This window comes from Nocardiopsis sp. Huas11 (assembly GCF_003634495.1).
Lineage (GTDB): Bacteria > Actinomycetota > Actinomycetes > Streptosporangiales > Streptosporangiaceae > Nocardiopsis.
Map to the genome: position 1 here is coordinate 826,793 of NZ_RBKY01000001.1, position 16,941 is coordinate 843,733.

Consider the following 16,941-nt stretch of genomic DNA (forward strand, 5'->3'; position numbering starts at 1 on the left):
GGCATTCCGGGCTCGCGGCCGCCAGGACCGCCTCTCGCGGCGCCTCTGCGCTCGTGCAGCACGACCAGGCTGAACATCGCACATCGTCGTGCGAGAGACGACCTGACGACCGCGAGCTCACCCGAAAGCCCGCAGAAGAACACGCCCTAGACCGAAGGGAACACACCACGTGAGCCACGCATCGACGGACACCGACAGGAGGCGGACGTGACGCCGAAGAGGTTCAGCAACCCCTTCCACGGGGTGGTGGACATGATCACGGAGATGAACCGCATCTCCGACACCATGTCCTCCTTCGAGACCAGCCAGGCCGGCGAGCGCGAGCGCGGCTACGCCGACGCCTGGAGCCCGCCCACCGACATCCTGGCCCGCGGCGACGACCTCGTCATCAGGTGCGAGATCCCCGGGGTCTACGAGCAGGACGTGGCGGTCAGCCTGACCCACGGCGTCCTCACCATCAGCGGCGAGCGCCAGCGCGACGAGGACGACGTCGTGTACTACTCGTCCGAGCGGTACATGGGCACCTTCCGCCGGGAGATCAGCCTGCCGGAGGACGTCAGTGAGGACGACATCGTGGCGAGCTACGGCGAGGGACTGCTGGAGGTGACCGTGCACGGCGCGGCCAACAGCGCCGCGCCCAAGCAGATCTCGATCCGCAGGCGCAAACGCTAGGTAGTGTTTCTTGGCGTCCTCGCAAGCTCGGACGCGTGCTCGGGGCGCCCGGAAGCCAGTGTTCTTCGGCCGAGTGCGTGCTGGCCCTCGCAAGCTCGGTTCAGCTACGCCCACGGCCTGCAGAACACTGGCGCGCCCCGAGCAACCCCCCAGGGGACCTGTAGGACCGCACCTGCACCTACAACCACCTGGGGCACAGGTACACCACTGGAATCCGAGGGCCCCCGCGGTGACGCACCGCGGGGGTCCTCCCGTGTCCGGAGAGTGCCGGGAACCGAACGGGGCCGCGATCCGACTTGGGAGGGGAACGGCCGCGCACCCGCGGCCCGAGACCGTGGAGCACCCATGCACCCGACCCGTACCGTAGGGGCCGCCGCCCTGCTCTGCCTCGCCCTGGCCCTGTCCGCCTGCGCGGGCACCGGGCAGGCGGGCGACCAGGCCGGCGCCGTCGACGAGGGCGGAGCGCCCGACGGCGCCACCGCCGCCGACGGCTTCGAGATCACCGACCCCTGGATCAAGGCCGCCACCGTCGACGACGGCATGACGGCCGTGTTCGGGGAGATCGGCAACGGCTCCGACACCGACGTGACCATCGTCGCCGCCGAGCACGAGGCCGCGGGCGAGGTCGAACTGCACGAGGGCGTCACCGAGGGCGCCGACACCACCATGCGCGAGATCGAGGGCGGCTTCGCCGTCCCGGCGGGCGGCTCCCGGGTCCTGGAGGCCGGGGGCGACCACATCATGCTCATGGACCTGAGCGAGGACCTGGAGCCCGGCACCGAGACCACCGTCACCGTGGAGTTCGCCGACGGTTCCACCGCCGAGTTCACCGCCCCGGTCAAGGAGTTCTCCGGCGCCAACGAGGAGTACGACGGCGGCGGCGAGGAGGGCCACGGCGAGCACGGCCACGACGACGAGCACGCCCAGGACATGGACCGATGAGCGGACACAGACCGTACTCGGAGCGCTTCTCGCGGCGCGGGCTGCTCCTGGGCGGCGCCGCGGCGGGCCTGGGCGCCGCGGGGGCCACCGTCGCCCACCGCCTGTCCGGCGGCGAGCCCTCCCCCGCGCCCGTCGCGCCCCCGGTCCACGGCACCCGTACGGTCGCCTTCCACGGCCCCCGCCAGGCCGGGGTGGAGACACCGCCCCAGGCGCACGCCCGCTTCGTGGCCCTGGACCTGGAGTCCGGCGTGGACGCCGAGGGCGTCGGGCGACTCCTGCGCCTGCTCAGCGACGACGCCGCCCGTCTGGGCGACGGGGAGGCGCCCCTCGCCGACACCGAACCCGAGCTCGCCGCGGTCCCCGCCCGGCTCACCACGACCTTCGGGTTCGGGCGCGGCCTCGTGGAGCGGGTCGACCCCGACGCCGCCCCCTCCTGGCTGGGGCCGCTGCCCGAGTTCGACCACGACGACCTGCGTCCGGAGTGGGGCCAGGCCGACCTGCTGCTCCAGGTGTGCGCCGACGACCCGATCACCGTCTCGCACGCCGCTCGGATGCTGGTCAAGGACGCGCGCGCGTTCGCCCGCGTGGCCTGGACCCAGACCGGCTTCCGCCGCGCCCACGGTTCCGAGCCCGACGGCACCACCATGCGCAACCTCATGGGGCAACTGGACGGCAGCGTCAACCCGAGGCCGGGCACGGACGACTTCGATCAGCTGGTCTGGGCGACCGGTGGCCCGGCCTGGCTCGACGGCGGCACGTCCCTGGTGCTGCGCCGGATCGCCACCGACCTGGACACCTGGGACGAGCTGGACCGGCCCGGACGCGAGGCGGTCATCGGACGGCGGGTGGCCGACGGCGCCCCGCTCACCGGCGGGGGCGAGCGCGACGAGGCCGACCTCGACGCCACCGACCACACCGGGTTGCCGGTCATCCCGGCGTTCGCGCACGTGCGGCGGGCCCGTACCGGCGACCCCGCCCAGCGGATCTTCCGCCGCGGCTACAACTACGACCTGCGCGACACGCTGAGCGGGGCGGGCGAGGCCGGGCTGGTGTTCGCGTCCTTCCAGGCCGACCCGGTGCGCCAGTTCGTGCCCATCCAGCGCCGCCTGGACGAGCTGGACCTGCTCAACGAGTGGGTCACCACGGTGGGGTCGGCCGTGTTCGCGATCCCCCCTGGCTGCGAGGAGGGCGACTACGTGGGCCGTCCGCTCGTCGAGGGCTGACCGTGCGACGATGAACCCATGACGGAGCGGCCTCCGATGCGAGCGGCGCGCGCCGGGGTCTTCACCTCGGTGTGCCTCGCCGTGTCCGCGGGCGGCCACGCCGCGGCCTCCGGCCACGGCGTCCCGGTGGTCGGGCTGGTCGCGGGCGCCGCCCTGGTGTTCCTCTCCGCCTGGGCGGGGAGCGGACGCGAGCGCGGACTGGGCGCCATCACCGCCTGGATGCTGTGGGGCCAGCTCGCCCTGCACCTGCTCTACTCCGTGGCGGCCTCCCCCGGTCCCCACGGCGGCCACGCCCCCGGATCGGCGGCGGCCGGCGCGGAAGCGATGGCCGACGCCTCGGGGAGCGGCGGCATGCTCGCCCTCCACCTCGTGGCCGCCGCGGTCTGCGCCTGGTGGCTGCGCCAGGGCGAGGCCGCCCTCTTCGGCTACCTGCGGCTGGTGGCGGCGGCTCTGCTGCCCCTGCTGCTGGTCGTCCTGCCCCGGGTGCGCCCGCTGCCCCGCCCGGCGCGGCCACTGGCGCCCGCGCCTCCGCGGCGCAGCGCTCCCTACCTGCGCCACAGCCTGGTCCTCAGGGGTCCGCCGGCCACGCCCTGAGGCGTGTCGTCCCGACCACCCGTGTCCCCGGCTCCGCCGCGGGGCTCTCCGGACTCGGCCGGCCGCGCGCCCTTCGCGTCCCCTGATCACCGCGCGCACCGGCGCCCGGGGCGGGGCGCGTGCGGTCCGGCCCCCGCCGGGCACCCGCACGGGCCGCCCCGGGCCGAACGGCGCGCGCTCGGCACCGAAGAGGGCCCATGCCCGTCACCCACGTCCACGACGACCTCGAACACCTGGCCGCCCGCGCCCGCACGGGGTCACGATCCGCGTTGGAGGACCTGGTCCGGCGGACCAGACCCGACGTGACCCGCTACATCGCGCGCCGAGTGCCGCACGACCGGGTCGAGGAGCTCACCCAGGAGACCTACCTGCGCGTCCTCGCCGGCCTGCGGCGCTACTCCGGACGCGCGCCGGTGCGCGCCTGGCTGCTGGCCATTGCCCGCAACACCGTCGTCGACCGCTACCGCAGCGACGCCGCCCGCCCGCACTGCGTCGGCGGCACCGACTGGGAGCTGGTCCCCGCCTCCCGGGAGCGCTTCGACGAGTACCTGGCGCTGCGCACCCTGCTGGACGCGCTCAGCCCCGAACGCCGCCAGGCCTTCGTCCTGACCCAGGTCGAAGGGTGCACCTACGCGGAGGCCGCCCGCCTGATCGGGGCGCCGGTGGGGACGATCCGCTCGCGGGTCGCCCGCGCCAGGAGCGACCTCGTGCGCCAGGTCGCCGCCTAGGGCGTGCTTTCCTGAAGGCTTTCGGGTGAGCTCGCGGTCGTCAGGCCGTCTCTCGCAAGCCGAGGTGCGACGTTCAGCCTGGTCGTGCTGCACGAGCGCAGAGGCACCGCGAGAGGCGGTCCTGGCGGCCGCGAGCCCGGAATGCTGCAAAAAACACGGCCTAGTGTCCTGATTGGTTATTTCGTTTATGGTTGTGGGATGAGTGCTCCTGGACCGAAGCTGCCGCCGCTGGAGCTGAGCGATGAAGAACGCGCCGAGCTCCAGCGGTGGATCAGACGACGCAAGACCGCACAGGACCTGGCCCTGCGGGCGCGGATCGTGCTCGCCTGCGCCCAGGGCCTGTCCAACGCCCAGGTCCGCCGCGAGGTCGGGGTATCTGCGCCCACGGTGACCAAGTGGCGCCAGCGCTTCATCGCGCACCGCTTGGACGGCCTGACCGACGAACCAAGGCCGGGACGACCGCGCACGATCACCGATGCCCAGGTCGAGGCGGTGGTGGCCGCGACCCTGGAGAGCACACCCGCCCCTGACACCCACTGGTCCACGCGCTCCATGGCCGAGCACACCGGCATGACCCAGAACGCGGTGTGGCGCATCTGGAACGCCTTCGGCCTGCAGCCCCACCGGCAGGAGTCGTTCAAGATCTCCACCGACCCGTTCTTCATCGACAAGGTCCGCGACGTGGTGGGCCTCTACCTGGACCCGCCTGAACGGGCGGTGGCTCTGTGCGTGGACGAGAAGTCCCAGATCCAGGCGCTCAACCGCACCCAACCGGTGCTGCCGATGATGCCCGGCACCCCCGAGCGGGCCACCCATGACTACGTGCGTGCCGGGGTGACCAGCCTGTTCGCCGCGCTGGACACCGCCACGGGCCAGGTGATCACCTCCATCCACCGCCGCCACCGCGCCATCGAGTTCAAGAAGTTCCTGGCCAAGATCGACCGCGAGGTCCCCGCGGACCTGCAGGTGCACCTGATCCTGGACAACTACGCCACCCACAAGACGGCCGAGGTCCGGCGGTGGCTGGTCCGCCATCCCCGGTTCCACCTGCACTTCATCCCGACCAGTTCCTCCTGGCTGAACCTGGTCGAGCGGTGGTTCGCCGAGATCACCAACCGGCTGATCCGCCGCGGTACCCATCGCAGCGTCCAGGCCCTGGAGAAGGACATCCGCGCCTGGGCCGCGTCCTGGAACGAGAATCCCCGACCCTATGTGTGGACCAAGACCGCAGAGGAGATCCTCGAATCCCTCGCCTCGTACTGCCAACGCATCAGCAAGCGAACTAACCAATCAGAACACTAGATCGTTGATGGGAAATTCCTGAAACCCCTGCGGACACAGCGAAGGGCGTCGAAGATCGGTGTGTGAAGACTGACCTTGACGCCCTTCTGACAGCACTCTACGTCCACCTGGACGACGACGTGATCCCTTCTGCCAAGCAAGCCCGCGGACCAGGCCGGCCGCGCCTGCTCACCGACGCGGAGCTGATCTGTGTGGCCGTGGCCCAGGTCCTGCTGCGCTGCGACGACGAACGCCGCTGGCTACGGGTGGCCCCGGCCCGGATCGGCCACCTCTTCCCCCGCCTGCCCGGCCAGTCCGAGTACAACCGGCACCTGGCCCGCCTGGCCCCGCACATGCTCACCGCCATCGGATGGCTGGCCCGCCACACCCCGACCTGGCACGACAACCTGCGGCTGATGGACGGCACCCCCGTGCCGTGCGGGGCCTCGCGCACCACCGTGGAACGCTCCGGTCTGGGCGAAATGTGCGGCTACGGGCGTGATGCCTCCCACCACCGGTTCTACTGGGGGTCCAAGCTCGTGCTCGTCACCACCGCCGAGGGCACCGTGACGGCCTTCTCCCTGGCCCACCCCAAAGAGCTGGACGAGCGCAAACAAGCGCTGCACCTGCTCCACGCCCAGGAGTGCGCCCCGGGGCCGTGCCCGATCGTGTGCGACAAGGGCTTCGCCGGGGCCGGAATCGAGCAGGCCGCCACCGATCTGGGGCACGTGCTCATCCGGCCCCGGCGCAAGGACGAGCCCAAGGACAGGGCCCGGGTGTTCCCGGGCTGGCTGCGCCAGCGCATCGAAGCCATCATCTGGACGCTGAAGAACCAGCTGGGGTTGGAGCGCCACAACGCCCGCACCACCGAAGGGCTCTGGGCTCGGGTGTGTCAGAGGATCCTGGCTCTGAACGCCGCGATCTGGCACAACTGGCAGATCGGAGCCCCCATCAAGCGGTCGCTGGTGGCTTACGACCACTGACCAGGACACATTTTCCCATCAACGATCTAGTGTTCTGAGTCGTTAATTCGATGAATAATTGGTTACGATGGTCTCATGGCGCAACGCGGCAGGAAGAAAAGGCCCCTGGTAGTCAGTGACGAGGACCGGCGCACGCTGGAACAGATCGCACGGCGGCCCACGTCAGCGCAGGTCATGGCGCAGCGCGCACGGATCATCCTGCGCTGCGCCGAGGGCGGCACCGATGCCGAGGTCGCCCGGGTGCTGGGGGTCTGGCCGCAGACGGTGGGCAAGTGGCGCAACCGCTATATCGACGGCGGGCTGGAGGCGCTCTCCGACAAGGACCGCCCCGGCCAGCCCCGCAAGATCACCGACGCCCACGTCGAGGAGGTCATCCGCCAGACCCTGGAACAGCCCTCGCCCGACGGCGGTACACACTGGTCGACCCGGTCGATGGCCGAGCGGACCGGGCTGAACCAGACCGCCGTCTCGCGGATCTGGCGAGCGTTCGGGCTCAAACCCCACCTGGTCGACGAGTGGAAGCTGTCCAACGACCCGTTCTTCATCGAGAAGGTCCGCGACGTCACCGGCCTCTACCTCAACCCGCCGGACGCGGCACTGGTGCTGTGCGTGGACGAGAAGTCCCAGATCCAAGCGCTCAACCGGTCGGCCCCGGTGCTGCCGATGATGCCCGCCGTGCCCGAGCGCCAGACCCACGACTACATCCGGCACGGTACGACCACCCTGTTCGCGGCCCTGGACGCGGCCTCGGGCAAGGTGATCTCGGCTCACCACCGCAGGCACCGCTCCGTCGAGTTCCGCAAGTTCCTCAACCAGATCGACCGCGAAACGCCCCCTGGGCTGGATGTCCACCTCATCGTGGACAACTACGGCACGCACAAGGCGCCGATCGTCAAGGACTGGCTGCTGGCCCATCCCCGCTTCCACCTGCACTTCATCCCGACCTACTCCAGTTGGCTGAACCTGGTGGAGCGGTTCTTCGCCGAGATCACCCGCAGGATGATCCGGCGGGGGTCCTACACCTCGGTCAGCGATCTGGAGCACGCACTCCAGGGGTGGATCGATACCTGGAACGAGAACCCCCGGCCGTTCGTGTGGACCAAGACGGCCGAGGAGATCTTCGAAACCATCGCCGCGTATCTTCATCGAATTAACGACTCAGAACACTAGGGCTCAGCCCCAGGGAGTTGACGCGGCACGACAACGGCCTACCTCGACCCCAGGGGGTGAGAGGTAGGCCGTTCAGCCTGCTCGCGCCCCAGGGGGTGTAGGCCGCGGGTGCGGTCCTACGGGCCCCCTGCGGGGTTCGCTCGGGGCGCGCCAGTGTTCTGCAGGAGGAGACGTTGCCGCCAGCGAGCCTGCGAGCCAGGCGAGTCGACGACGAAGAACGCTGGCGCGCCCCGAGCACGGGCCAAAGCGAAGCGGCGGCCCAAAACTAGAACTGCCGCGACTCGTCGTAGGGGCCGATGACCGCCAGGGCGCGCGGACGCGACAGCAGGTCGGCGGCCACCTCGGCGACGTCCTTCTCGGTCACCGCGTCGAACAGCGCCAGGTCGTCGTCGATCGAGAAGTGGCGGGGGTGGCTCAGCTCGTGGGCGAGCAGGCGGCTCATCCGGGCGTTGGTGCCCTCGCTGCCCAGGACCCACGTGCCCTGGATCTGGCCCTTGGCGCGGGCCAGCTCCTCGGCGTCGATCCCCGAGGCGGCCACCTTGGCGAGCTCGTCACGGCACACGCCGATGACCTCGTCGGCCTTCTCCGGCAGGCAGCCCGCGTAGATCTGGAACGTGCCCGTGTCGGCGTAGGCCGTGTGGTAGGCGTGCACCGCGTAGGCCAGGCCGCGCTTCTCGCGCACCTCCTGGAACAGGCGCGACGACATCCCGCCGCCCAGCGCCGCTCCGAGCAGGCGGAGCGCGTGCCAGCGCGGGTCCGTCCGCGCCAGCCCCTCCGAGCCCAGGATGATGTGGGCCTGCTCGGTGTCGCGGGAGGTCACCACGGTGCCGTCGTTGACCGCGACCGGGGCTCCGCCGATACGCGGGCGGGCCGGGCGGGCGTCGCCGGCCGCGGCGAGCCGGTCGGCGAACATCGCACGGACCTGCTCCACGACCGCGTGGTGGTCCAGGCTGCCCGCGGCGGTCACGATCAGCTCGGCGGGCACGTAGGCGTCCCGGTACTGCTCGGCGATCCGCTCGCGCGGCAGGGCGCGGATGGAGTCGATGGTGCCCAGGATCGGGCGGCCCAGCGGGGTGTCACCGAAGAAGTGCTCCGCGAAGACGTCGTCCACCAGGTCGGCGGGCTCGTCCTCGTACATGGCGATCTCCTCCAGGATCACGCCGCGCTCGGTCTCCACCTCGCCCTCGTCGAGCACCGAGTTGGCCACCATGTCACCGACGACGTCGATGGCCAGCGGCAGGTCCCGGTCGAGCACCTTCGCGTAGTAGCAGGTGTGCTCCTTGGTGGTGTAGGCGTTGTGATCGGCGCCCACGCCGTCCAGCACCGCGGAGATCTCCAGCGCGGAGCGGGTCCGCGTCCCCTTGAACAGCAGGTGCTCCAGGAAGTGCGCCGACCCCGCGTGCGCGGAGTCCTCGTCGCGCGATCCGGTGGTCGCGGAGATCCCGAAGGCCGCGGAACGGCCGCCGGGGATGTTCTCGGTGACCACGCGCAGGCCGCCGGGGAGCACCGTGCGCCGCACGAGGCCGGAGCCGCCGTTCGGCTCCAGCAGCGTCGCGGTGGTGCCGGGCTCCTGCTCGGCGGCGATGGGGGCAGAGCTCATGAATCCTTCTTCTTCGTCTTCGCGTCGGAGCAGGGGCGGCCGTGGGACAGTGCGCCGCCCCTCGTCAGGCCGAGGATACGCCGCGGGGGCGGCCGCACCGGCTGGTGCGGCCGCCCCCTCAGGCGTGGTGGGATCAGGTGTTCTCGGAACGCCCGCCCGAGCTGCGGCGGCGACGGCGACGCGGGGCGTCACCGGACTCGTCGCCCTTGTCGCCGTTGTCGCCGTTGTCGTCGTCGGCCGGGGCCTCGTCGGCGGCCTCGGGCGCCGGGGCGGCGGCGGCCGCCTCGGACTCCACGACCTCGACGGGGACCAGCGACAGCTTCCCGCGGTCGTCGATCTCGCGGATCTCGACCTGGATCTTCTCGCCGATGCCGATGACGTCGTCGAGGTTCTCGATCCGCTTGCCGCCGTGCAGCTTGCGAATCTGCGAGATGTGCAGCAGGCCGTCCTTGCCGGGCAGCAGCGACACGAAGGCGCCGAACGTCGTCGTCTTGACGACGGTGCCCAGGTAGCGGTCGCCGACCTCGGGCATCGTCGGGTTCGCGATCTGGTTGATCGTGTCCCGCGCGGCCTCGGCGGACGGACCGTCGACGGCACCGATGTAGATCGTGCCGTCGTCCTCGATCGAGATGTCGGCGCCGGTGTCGTCCTGGATCGAGTTGATCATCTTGCCCTTCGGGCCGATGACCTCGCCGATCTTGTCGGTCGGAACCTTGACCGTCAGGATGCGCGGAGCGTTCGGGCTCATCTCGGCCGGGGCGTCGATGGCCTCGCGCATGACGTCGAGGATCGCCAGGCGGGCGCCGCGGGCCTGCTGCAGCGCGATCGCCAGCTGCTCGGCGGGGATGCCGTCGAGCTTGGTGTCCAGCTGCAGGGCCGTGATGAGCTCACGGGTACCGGCGACCTTGAAGTCCATGTCGCCGAACGCGTCCTCGGCGCCCAGGATGTCGGTCAGCGTGATGAACTGGTCACCCTCGCTGATCAGACCCATGGCGATGCCCGACACCATCTCCTTGAGGGGCACGCCGGCCGCCATCAGGGACATGGTGGACGCGCAGACCGAGCCCATCGAGGTGGAGCCGTTGGAGCCCAGCGCCTCGGACACCTGCCGGATGGCGTACGGGAACTCCTCGCGCGAGGGCAGGACCGGGAGCAGGGCGCGCTCGGCGAGAGCGCCGTGCCCGATCTCGCGCCGCTTGGGCGAGCCCACCCGACCGGTCTCACCGGTGGAGTAGGGCGGGAAGTTGTAGTTGTGCATGTAGCGCTTGGTCTTGTCAGGGTTGAGCGTGTCAACCATCTGCTCCATGCGCAGCATGTTGAGCGTGGTGACGCCAAGGATCTGGGTCTCACCGCGCTCGAAGAGGGCCGAACCGTGCACCCGGGGCAGAACGCCGACCTCGGCGCTCAGCGAACGGATGTCCTTGGGACCACGGCCGTCGATACGGATCTGGTCGCGCAGCACGCGCTCGCGCATGAGCTGCTTGCTCAGCGAGCGGAAGGCGGCGCCGACCTCCTTCTCGCGGCCCTCGAAGTCCTCGGCCAGCTTCTCGCCGGCGGCGGCCTTGACGCGGTCCAGCTCGGCCTCGCGGTCCTGCTTGTCCGCGATGGTCAGAGCCTTGGCCAGGTCCTCGCGGACGGCGGCCTGGACGGCGTTGTAGGCGTCCTCCTCGTAGTCGAGGAAGATCGGGAACTCGGCGACCTCGCGGCTGGACTGCTCCGCGACGGCCTGCTGGGCCTTGCACAGCACCTTGATGAAGGGCTTGGCCGCGTCGAGGCCCTCGGCCACGGTCTGCTCGTTGGGACCGACGGCGCCCTCGGCGACCAGCTTCAGGGTGCGGGGCGTGGACTCCGCCTCGACCATCATGATGGCGACGTCGCCGTCATCGAGGACGCGACCGGCGACCACCATGTCGAAGGTGGCGTTCTCCAGCTCACCGTGGGTGGGGAAGCCCACCCACTGGCCCTCGATCAGGGCGACGCGCACGCCGCCGATCGGGCCGGAGAACGGGATCCCGGAGATCTGAGTCGACAGCGAGGCCGCGTTGATCGCGACGACGTCGTACAGGTGCTCGGGGTGCAGGGCCAGGATCGTCTCGACGACCTGGATCTCGTTGCGCAGGCCCTTCTTGAACGACGGGCGCAGCGGCCGGTCGATCAGGCGGCAGGTGAGGATGGCGTCCTCGGAGGGACGTCCCTCGCGCCGGAAGAAGGAGCCGGGGATGCGGCCCGCGGCGTACATGCGCTCCTCGACGTCCACCGTGAGGGGGAAGAAGTCGAGGTTCTCCTTGGGCCGCTTCGAAGCGGTCGTGGCGGACAGGACGACGGTCTCGTCATCCAGGTACACCATGGCCGATCCGGCGGCCTGCTGGGCGAGGCGGCCGGTCTCGAAGCGGATGGTACGGGTGCCGAACTTGCCGTTGTCGATGACGGCTTCGGCCGAGTAAGCGCCCTCCATGGGCGACCTCCTGGTACGGGTGTGGGATGTGCCGCGGTCCGCGCGGATGCGCGGCCGGCGGCCTTGGGTTGTTCGTCCCGCGTCCGGACCAGGGAGTTGATGACGGCCGGTCATCGATCGAAGCCCACGGCAGCCACCCCAGGGGGCGGTGTCCGGAGACCACTACCGAGGACCGGCCTCGACTCTGCTGCCGAGGGTGCAGTACGCGGGACTCGCTATGGAGTTGTGGGTGGTGCACGCGTGACGGTCGTGGACCGTCACGCGTGTCACACCTTACTAACAAAAAGGGAGCGGCCGAAGCCACTCCCGTCGCCGGTGTTAGCGGCGCAGGCCCAGACGCTCGATGAGGGAGCGGTAACGGGTGATGTCCTGCTTGGCGACGTACTTGAGCAGACGGCGGCGGCGACCGACCATCAGGAGCAGGCCACGACGGCTGTGGTGGTCGTGCTTGTGGCCCTTGAGGTGCTCGGTCAGCTCGGTGATGCGGTGCGTGAGCAGCGCGACCTGGACCTCGGGGGAACCGGTGTCACCCTCGGAGGTGGCGTACTCGGCCATGATCTTCTCTTTGGTGGCGGTGTCGATCGACACAACGCTCCTTCATTGATTCGGCACGCAGGGAACCCCTGGCTCTGCGCCGGGGTCAGACGCGGTGACCGCGCGTACGAACAGTCACCGTCGCGTGTGGTGGGCGCGGACCGTCGCCGACGGCGTCGGTGCAGCGCGCTCCCAGCGCCGCGGTCCTCGAAGACGAGGTCCTGGCACAGGGCACACGTGGACGTACCCACACTACCGCAGACCACGAGGTGACGGGGCTGCGTCACGCTGTGGAGCCGCTCTCCCCCGCCGAACCGGCCGCCGGCCCGACCGACGGGTCCCCGACCAGCACCTCACGGCATCGGGCGACGTCGCGGTGCATGGCCACGATGAGCTCGTCGACGCTGTCGAAGCGCTCCTGCCCGCGGATCCGGTGGGTGAACTCCACGGCCATGTGCACGCCGTACAGCTGCAGGTCGTCGCGGTCCAGGGCGTAGGCCTCCACGGTGCGCTCGGCGCCGTCGAAGGTGGGATTGGTGCCCACCGAGATCGCGGCCGGCCAGAGCGACTCCTGCCCGGCCGTGGTGGAGACACGGCTCAGCCGGCCCGCGTAGACGCCGTCGCCCGGCACGGCGGTACCGGGCGCCAGGTCCATGTTGGCGGTGGGGAAGCCGAGCAGCTCGCGCCCGCGCGCGGCACCGTGCACGACCTCTCCCTCGACCCGGTGCGGCCGGCCCAACAGGGCGGCGGCGGAGGACACGTCCCCGTCGGCGAGCAGGGCGCGCACGCGGGTGGAGGTGATGGTCCGCCCGTCGGCCACGAGCGGCACGCCGTGCGCGGTGAACCCGAACTCGTGGCCGAACCCGGCCAGCGCCGCGACGTCGCCCGCGGCCCGGTGGCCGAACCGGAAGTCCTCGCCCACGACCACGGCGGCCGCGTGCAGGCGGTCGACGAGCACCGACCGGACGAACTCCTCCGGTGAGCGCGCCGACAGGGGCTTGTCGAAGGGCAGGACGCACACGGCGTCGGCGCCCTGGCCGGCCAGCAGCTCCACGCGCCGGTCCAGCGGGGTCAGCACCGGCGGGGTCGCCCCGCGCAGGACCGTCTCGGGGTGGGGGTCGAAGGTCACCACGACCACGGGCAGGTCCAGGGCCCGCCCTCGCTCGACGGCGGTCGCCAGGATGGCCTGGTGGCCGCGGTGCACACCGTCGAAGACCCCGACAGCCACCACGGACCGCCCCCACTCGGAGGGAATGTCCTCCAGCCCGCCCCATCGCCGCACGTCCGGCTCCCCTCAACCCTGTTCGCTGCCGATGTCACGGCTCCGGGGGAGCAATCGTCCCCCCGGGCCCCAGACAAGGGTGCCACGCCCGCCGCCCCCGGACCGACACGCGGGGGGTGTGGCCCGGCCCACTCCGGCCTTCTGCCCGCCGCAGAGCGGGGTGGGCGGAGCGCCACAGCGCGGCTAGCGTGCCGCCCATGACGAGAATCGACATCGGACACACCGTGCTGGGCTACGAGGAGGCGGGCGAGGGTCCGGCCGTCGTCCTGGTCCACGCCGCGGCTGCGGACCGGCGGATGTGGGACCACGCGTTCACGGCGCTGGCCGGGCGGTACCGGGTGGTGCGCTACGACTGGCGGGGATACGGGGAGTCCGACGACGCCGAGGGACCGGTGGCGCACTACCGGGACCTGCTGGCGCTGTTGGACGCCCTGGACATCGGGCGGGCCGCCCTGGTGGGGTCGTCGATGGGCGGGGCGCACGCCGTCGACGCGGCCCTGGTCGCCCCGGATCGGGTGGGCGCCCTGGCGCTGGTGTGCCCGGGTATGACGGGGCGGGCGTGGCCGCCGGAGTTCGTCGAGGCCGGGCGGCGCGTGGTCGCCGGCGCCGTCGCTCCGGAGCGGATGGCGATCTACCGCGCCGGGAACGCAGACCCGGACCCGGCGGACGTGGCGGCGATGGCCGAGGCCCAGGCGCGGTTCATGGTCGTGGGCCCGGACCGGGTCCCCGAGGACCTGTCGGCCCAGGCATGGGAGCGGGCCCTGCTGATGTACCGCGCGCTCTTCCGGCGCGCGTGGAGCGGTCCGCCCACCGAGATGGTCTGGCCGGACCCGCCCGCCGAGGGCCGTCTGACCGAGATCGGGGTCCCCGTCCTGGTGGTCAAGGGCCTCTCGGACGTCCCGCAGGTCCAGGACGTGGCCGCGCAGTACGCGGCGGGGATCCCCGGCGCGCGCCTGCTGGAGATGCCCGACACCGGCCACCTGCCCCCGGTGGAGCACCCGCAGGTGTTCACGGCGGCCCTGACCGAGTTCCTCGCCGACGCCGCTCCTTCACGCTGATCATCGACACACCACAACCATGCGTATTACGATGTACTACGTTACCCAGTGTGGAGATCTTCACTGGACCGACAAGAGCGAAGATCACATCGCACGCCACGGAGTCGACCCCAGAGAGGTGGAAGAGGCTGTGGAATCCCCCTACTGGACCTTGGGTGGACGAAGCGGCAGCACCTGCTGGGAAGGACCTACGGCGGTAGGCATCTGACGGTGATCATGGTTCCGGCCGTCGACGAACTCGGCAGCTGGTACATCGCGACCGCACGCGACATGACATTCGCCGAACGGCGGACATTCAAACGGAGGTGTACCGGTCATGGATGAGAAGAGACTCGAAGAACTGGCCGCCCACTACGACGCCGAGGACATCAGCGAGGCGATCGCCACGAAACCTCTGGAGCGCCACGAGCCGGCGGACCAGGTGATGATCGTGTCCTCCATCCGCCTACCGAAGCCCACCATGGACCGGGTCCGCGAGGTCGCTGCCGCCGAAGGAGTGAAGCCGACCGCTCTGATGCGTCAGTGGATCGAGGAGCAGCTGAGCCGACTCGAGGACCAGGCTCCCACGGTCGACCAGCTCGAATCGCTCTCGCTTCTCATCCACCGGGCCGTGCGGGAGGAGCTGGAGGAAGCGGGGCTGCGCGGCGCCTGAACCACCGGCGGATGCGGGATGCGGTCCGGGAAGCGGGCGCGGCCGCGCCGGTCAGGCGGGGGCGAAGACCACGACCGGCTTCATGTGGTCGCCGCGGTTCTCGCCGAGCGCGATCACACGGCCGTCGGGTGCGAACAGCCCCACCGGGCCCTCGCCCAGCGAACTCGGCCCGATCCGGTTGCCGTGCCGGATGCGGCCGGTCTCGTCCTCGGTGAGCGTGCGCACCGGGAAGGCCGCGGCCACCGCCTGTGCCAGCGGGACCTGCGTGAACTCCTCGGCGAGCTGGTCCAGCGTGCGGGCCTGCGACAGGTCGTAGGGCCCCACGCGGGTGCGGCGCAGCGCGGTCAGGTGGCCGCCCACGCCGAGGTCGGCGCCCATGTCGCGGGCGAGCGAGCGGATGTAGGTCCCGCTGGAGCAGGTGACCGAGGCGTCGACGTCCACGAACGTGGCGCCCTCGTCCACCACCCGGCGGATGTCGGAGACCGCGAACTCCGCGATCGTCACCTCGCGGGCCTTGAGGGCGACCTCCTTGCCCTCACGCGCCGACTTGTACGCGCGCTTGCCGTCCACCTTGATCGCGCTCACCTGCGGTGGGACCTGCTGGATCCGCCCGGTGAGGGCGGCCACCGCGGCGTGCACGGCCTCGTCGGTCACCCCCGCGGCGTCCACGCGCGCGCCGAACTCGCCCTCGGCGTCGTCGGTGCTGGTCACCTGGCCGAGCCGGAAGGTCGCCTCGTAGACCTTCTCCGTGAGGGTCAGGTGGCCGAGCAGCTTCGTGGCCTTCTCGATCCCCAGGACCAGGACGCCCGTGGCCATCGGGTCCAGGGTTCCCGCGTGGCCGACCCGCCGGGTCCGCGCGAGTCCGCGCGTCTTGGCGACCACGTCGTGCGAGGTCCAGTCGGCGGGCTTGTCCACGACCACGACGCCGCTCTCGGCCATGGGTCTCCTTCGGGGTGCGTGCCGGCGGCGGCGCGCTCGGCGCCGCCGCCCGGGGCGTTACTGGTCCTCGTCGTCCTCGTCGTCCTCGCGGGGGGCCTTGTACGGGTCGGCCTCCCCCGCCGGCGAGGCGGCGGTGGCCCGCTGGGCCACCTCCTCGTCGGCCTGACGCGCCTTGACGAGGAGTTCCTCGATGTGCTGGGCGTTCTCCTGCACCTCGTCGATGACGAAGGTCAGGCTCGGCGTGTGCCGGATGCCGGTCTGGCGGCCGACCTCGCTGCGGATCACGCCCGTGGCGCTCTCCAGAGCGGCGGCGGAGGCGCGCTTGTCGTCCGCGGTGCCGAACACCGTGTAGTACACCGTGGCGTCCCGCAGGTCGGCGGTGATGCGGGCGTCGGTCACGGTGACGAATCCCAGTCGCGGGTCCTTGATCCGCCGGTCCAGCATCTCGGCGACGATGCGCTGGATGCGGTCGGCGATCTTGCGCGCGCGTGCGGCGTCAACCATCGTCAGTCTTCCTCTTCGTTGAAGAGCCGCTGCCTCGCGGAGAGCAGCTCCAGTTCGGGGCGGCCCGCGACGAATCGTTCGCAGGTCTCCATCTGTTCGCGGGCGAACGCCGCGGTCGGCGCGACCACGGCGACCCCGATCTTCGCCCGCCGGTACAGGTCGTGCTCGCCCACCTCGGAGACCGACACCGAGAACTTCCGGCGCAGCTCGGAGACGATCGGCCGGACCAGCGAACGCTTCTGCTTGAGCGAGTGGACGTCTCCGAGGAGGACGTCCAGGGTCAGCGCCCCAACGTACAAGTGATCACCCGGGTCGTGTGTGAAC

Annotated in this window: 17 protein-coding genes; 10 read left to right on the forward strand and 7 right to left on the reverse strand. The window is 71.1% G+C overall.

Translation table 11 applies throughout. From position 1 onward, the window contains the following. The first annotated feature begins 207 nt into the window (after window positions 1–207). The 8 genes from DFP74_RS03675 (at window position 208) to DFP74_RS03705 (ending at window position 7,593) form a co-directional block, all read left to right on the forward strand. Entirely contained in the window at window positions 208–672 is a 465-nt protein-coding gene (locus DFP74_RS03675) for an Hsp20/alpha crystallin family protein (RefSeq protein WP_121180403.1), read from the forward strand. 345 nt (window positions 673–1,017) lie between these two features. Beyond that, on the forward strand, window positions 1,018–1,614 hold the full coding sequence (locus DFP74_RS03680; RefSeq protein WP_121180404.1) for a copper chaperone PCu(A)C: 597 nt from the start codon (window positions 1,018–1,020) through the stop codon (window positions 1,612–1,614). Beyond that, complete coding sequence (locus tag DFP74_RS03685; protein ID WP_121180405.1) at window positions 1,611–2,837, forward strand: Dyp-type peroxidase; 1,227 nt, start codon at window positions 1,611–1,613, stop codon at window positions 2,835–2,837. The genes DFP74_RS03680 and DFP74_RS03685 overlap by 4 nt, the downstream gene beginning before the upstream one ends. Before the next feature lie 18 nt (window positions 2,838–2,855). After that, window positions 2,856–3,431 carry a hypothetical protein gene (locus DFP74_RS33760; protein WP_199725470.1) on the forward strand — a complete coding sequence of 192 codons (576 nt, stop codon included), beginning with the start codon at window positions 2,856–2,858 and terminating at the stop codon, window positions 3,429–3,431. Between the two features lie 197 nt (window positions 3,432–3,628). After that, complete coding sequence (locus DFP74_RS33765) at window positions 3,629–4,159, forward strand: sigma-70 family RNA polymerase sigma factor (protein WP_199725471.1); 531 nt, start codon at window positions 3,629–3,631, stop codon at window positions 4,157–4,159. A 198-nt stretch (window positions 4,160–4,357) separates the two neighbouring features. Then, on the forward strand, window positions 4,358–5,461 hold the full coding sequence (locus DFP74_RS03695; RefSeq protein WP_121180134.1) for an IS630 family transposase: 1,104 nt from the start codon (window positions 4,358–4,360) through the stop codon (window positions 5,459–5,461). 62 nt (window positions 5,462–5,523) lie between these two features. Then, window positions 5,524–6,423 (forward strand): transposase, encoded by a 900-nt coding sequence (locus DFP74_RS03700; protein WP_121180343.1) that lies wholly within the window; start codon window positions 5,524–5,526, stop codon window positions 6,421–6,423. 75 nt (window positions 6,424–6,498) lie between these two features. Next, window positions 6,499–7,593, forward strand: coding sequence for an IS630 family transposase (locus DFP74_RS03705; RefSeq protein WP_121180406.1), 1,095 nt, complete (start codon window positions 6,499–6,501; stop codon window positions 7,591–7,593). 265 nt (window positions 7,594–7,858) lie between these two features. Here the strand turns inward: DFP74_RS03705 and DFP74_RS03710 are convergent, their stop codons facing one another. The 4 genes from DFP74_RS03710 to DFP74_RS03725 all read right to left on the reverse strand — a co-directional run bounded on the left by DFP74_RS03710 (window position 7,859) and on the right by DFP74_RS03725 (window position 13,464). Continuing rightward, a complete protein-coding gene (locus DFP74_RS03710; RefSeq protein ID WP_121180407.1) occupies window positions 7,859–9,193 on the reverse strand; it encodes a pitrilysin family protein in 1,335 nt (444 codons plus the stop codon). Window positions 9,194–9,326: 133 nt separating this feature from the next. Next, window positions 9,327–11,648, reverse strand: a complete 2,322-nt coding sequence (locus DFP74_RS03715; protein ID WP_121180408.1) for a polyribonucleotide nucleotidyltransferase — start codon at window positions 11,646–11,648, stop codon at window positions 9,327–9,329. A 318-nt stretch (window positions 11,649–11,966) separates the two neighbouring features. Next, complete coding sequence (gene rpsO, locus DFP74_RS03720) at window positions 11,967–12,236, reverse strand: 30S ribosomal protein S15 (RefSeq protein WP_121180409.1); 270 nt, start codon at window positions 12,234–12,236, stop codon at window positions 11,967–11,969. 229 nt (window positions 12,237–12,465) lie between these two features. Beyond that, window positions 12,466–13,464, reverse strand: coding sequence for a bifunctional riboflavin kinase/FAD synthetase (locus DFP74_RS03725; RefSeq protein WP_121180410.1), 999 nt, complete (start codon window positions 13,462–13,464; stop codon window positions 12,466–12,468). A 197-nt stretch (window positions 13,465–13,661) separates the two neighbouring features. Between DFP74_RS03725 and DFP74_RS03730 the strand changes: the two genes are divergently transcribed. Both DFP74_RS03730 and DFP74_RS03735 read left to right on the forward strand, forming a co-directional pair. Continuing rightward, window positions 13,662–14,522: an alpha/beta fold hydrolase gene (locus DFP74_RS03730; RefSeq protein ID WP_121180411.1), complete on the forward strand. Its 861-nt coding sequence runs from the start codon at window positions 13,662–13,664 to the stop codon at window positions 14,520–14,522. Window positions 14,523–14,838: 316 nt separating this feature from the next. Next, window positions 14,839–15,174, forward strand: a complete 336-nt coding sequence (locus tag DFP74_RS03735; RefSeq protein ID WP_121180412.1) for a hypothetical protein — start codon at window positions 14,839–14,841, stop codon at window positions 15,172–15,174. A 51-nt stretch (window positions 15,175–15,225) separates the two neighbouring features. Here DFP74_RS03735 and truB read toward each other — a convergent pair whose 3' ends face one another. The 3 genes from truB to DFP74_RS03750 are packed head-to-tail and all read right to left on the reverse strand — an operon-like array spanning window position 15,226 to window position 16,916. Next, a complete protein-coding gene (gene truB, locus DFP74_RS03740) occupies window positions 15,226–16,113 on the reverse strand; it encodes a tRNA pseudouridine(55) synthase TruB (RefSeq protein WP_121180413.1) in 888 nt (295 codons plus the stop codon). Window positions 16,114–16,170: 57 nt separating this feature from the next. Further along, a complete protein-coding gene (rbfA, locus tag DFP74_RS03745) occupies window positions 16,171–16,617 on the reverse strand; it encodes a 30S ribosome-binding factor RbfA (protein ID WP_121180414.1) in 447 nt (148 codons plus the stop codon). 2 nt (window positions 16,618–16,619) lie between these two features. Beyond that, the gene (locus DFP74_RS03750) at window positions 16,620–16,916 is read right to left on the reverse strand and encodes a DUF503 domain-containing protein (RefSeq protein ID WP_121180415.1); all 297 of its coding nucleotides are present in this window, start codon (window positions 16,914–16,916) and stop codon (window positions 16,620–16,622) included. Between the last annotated feature and the right edge of the window lie 25 nt (window positions 16,917–16,941).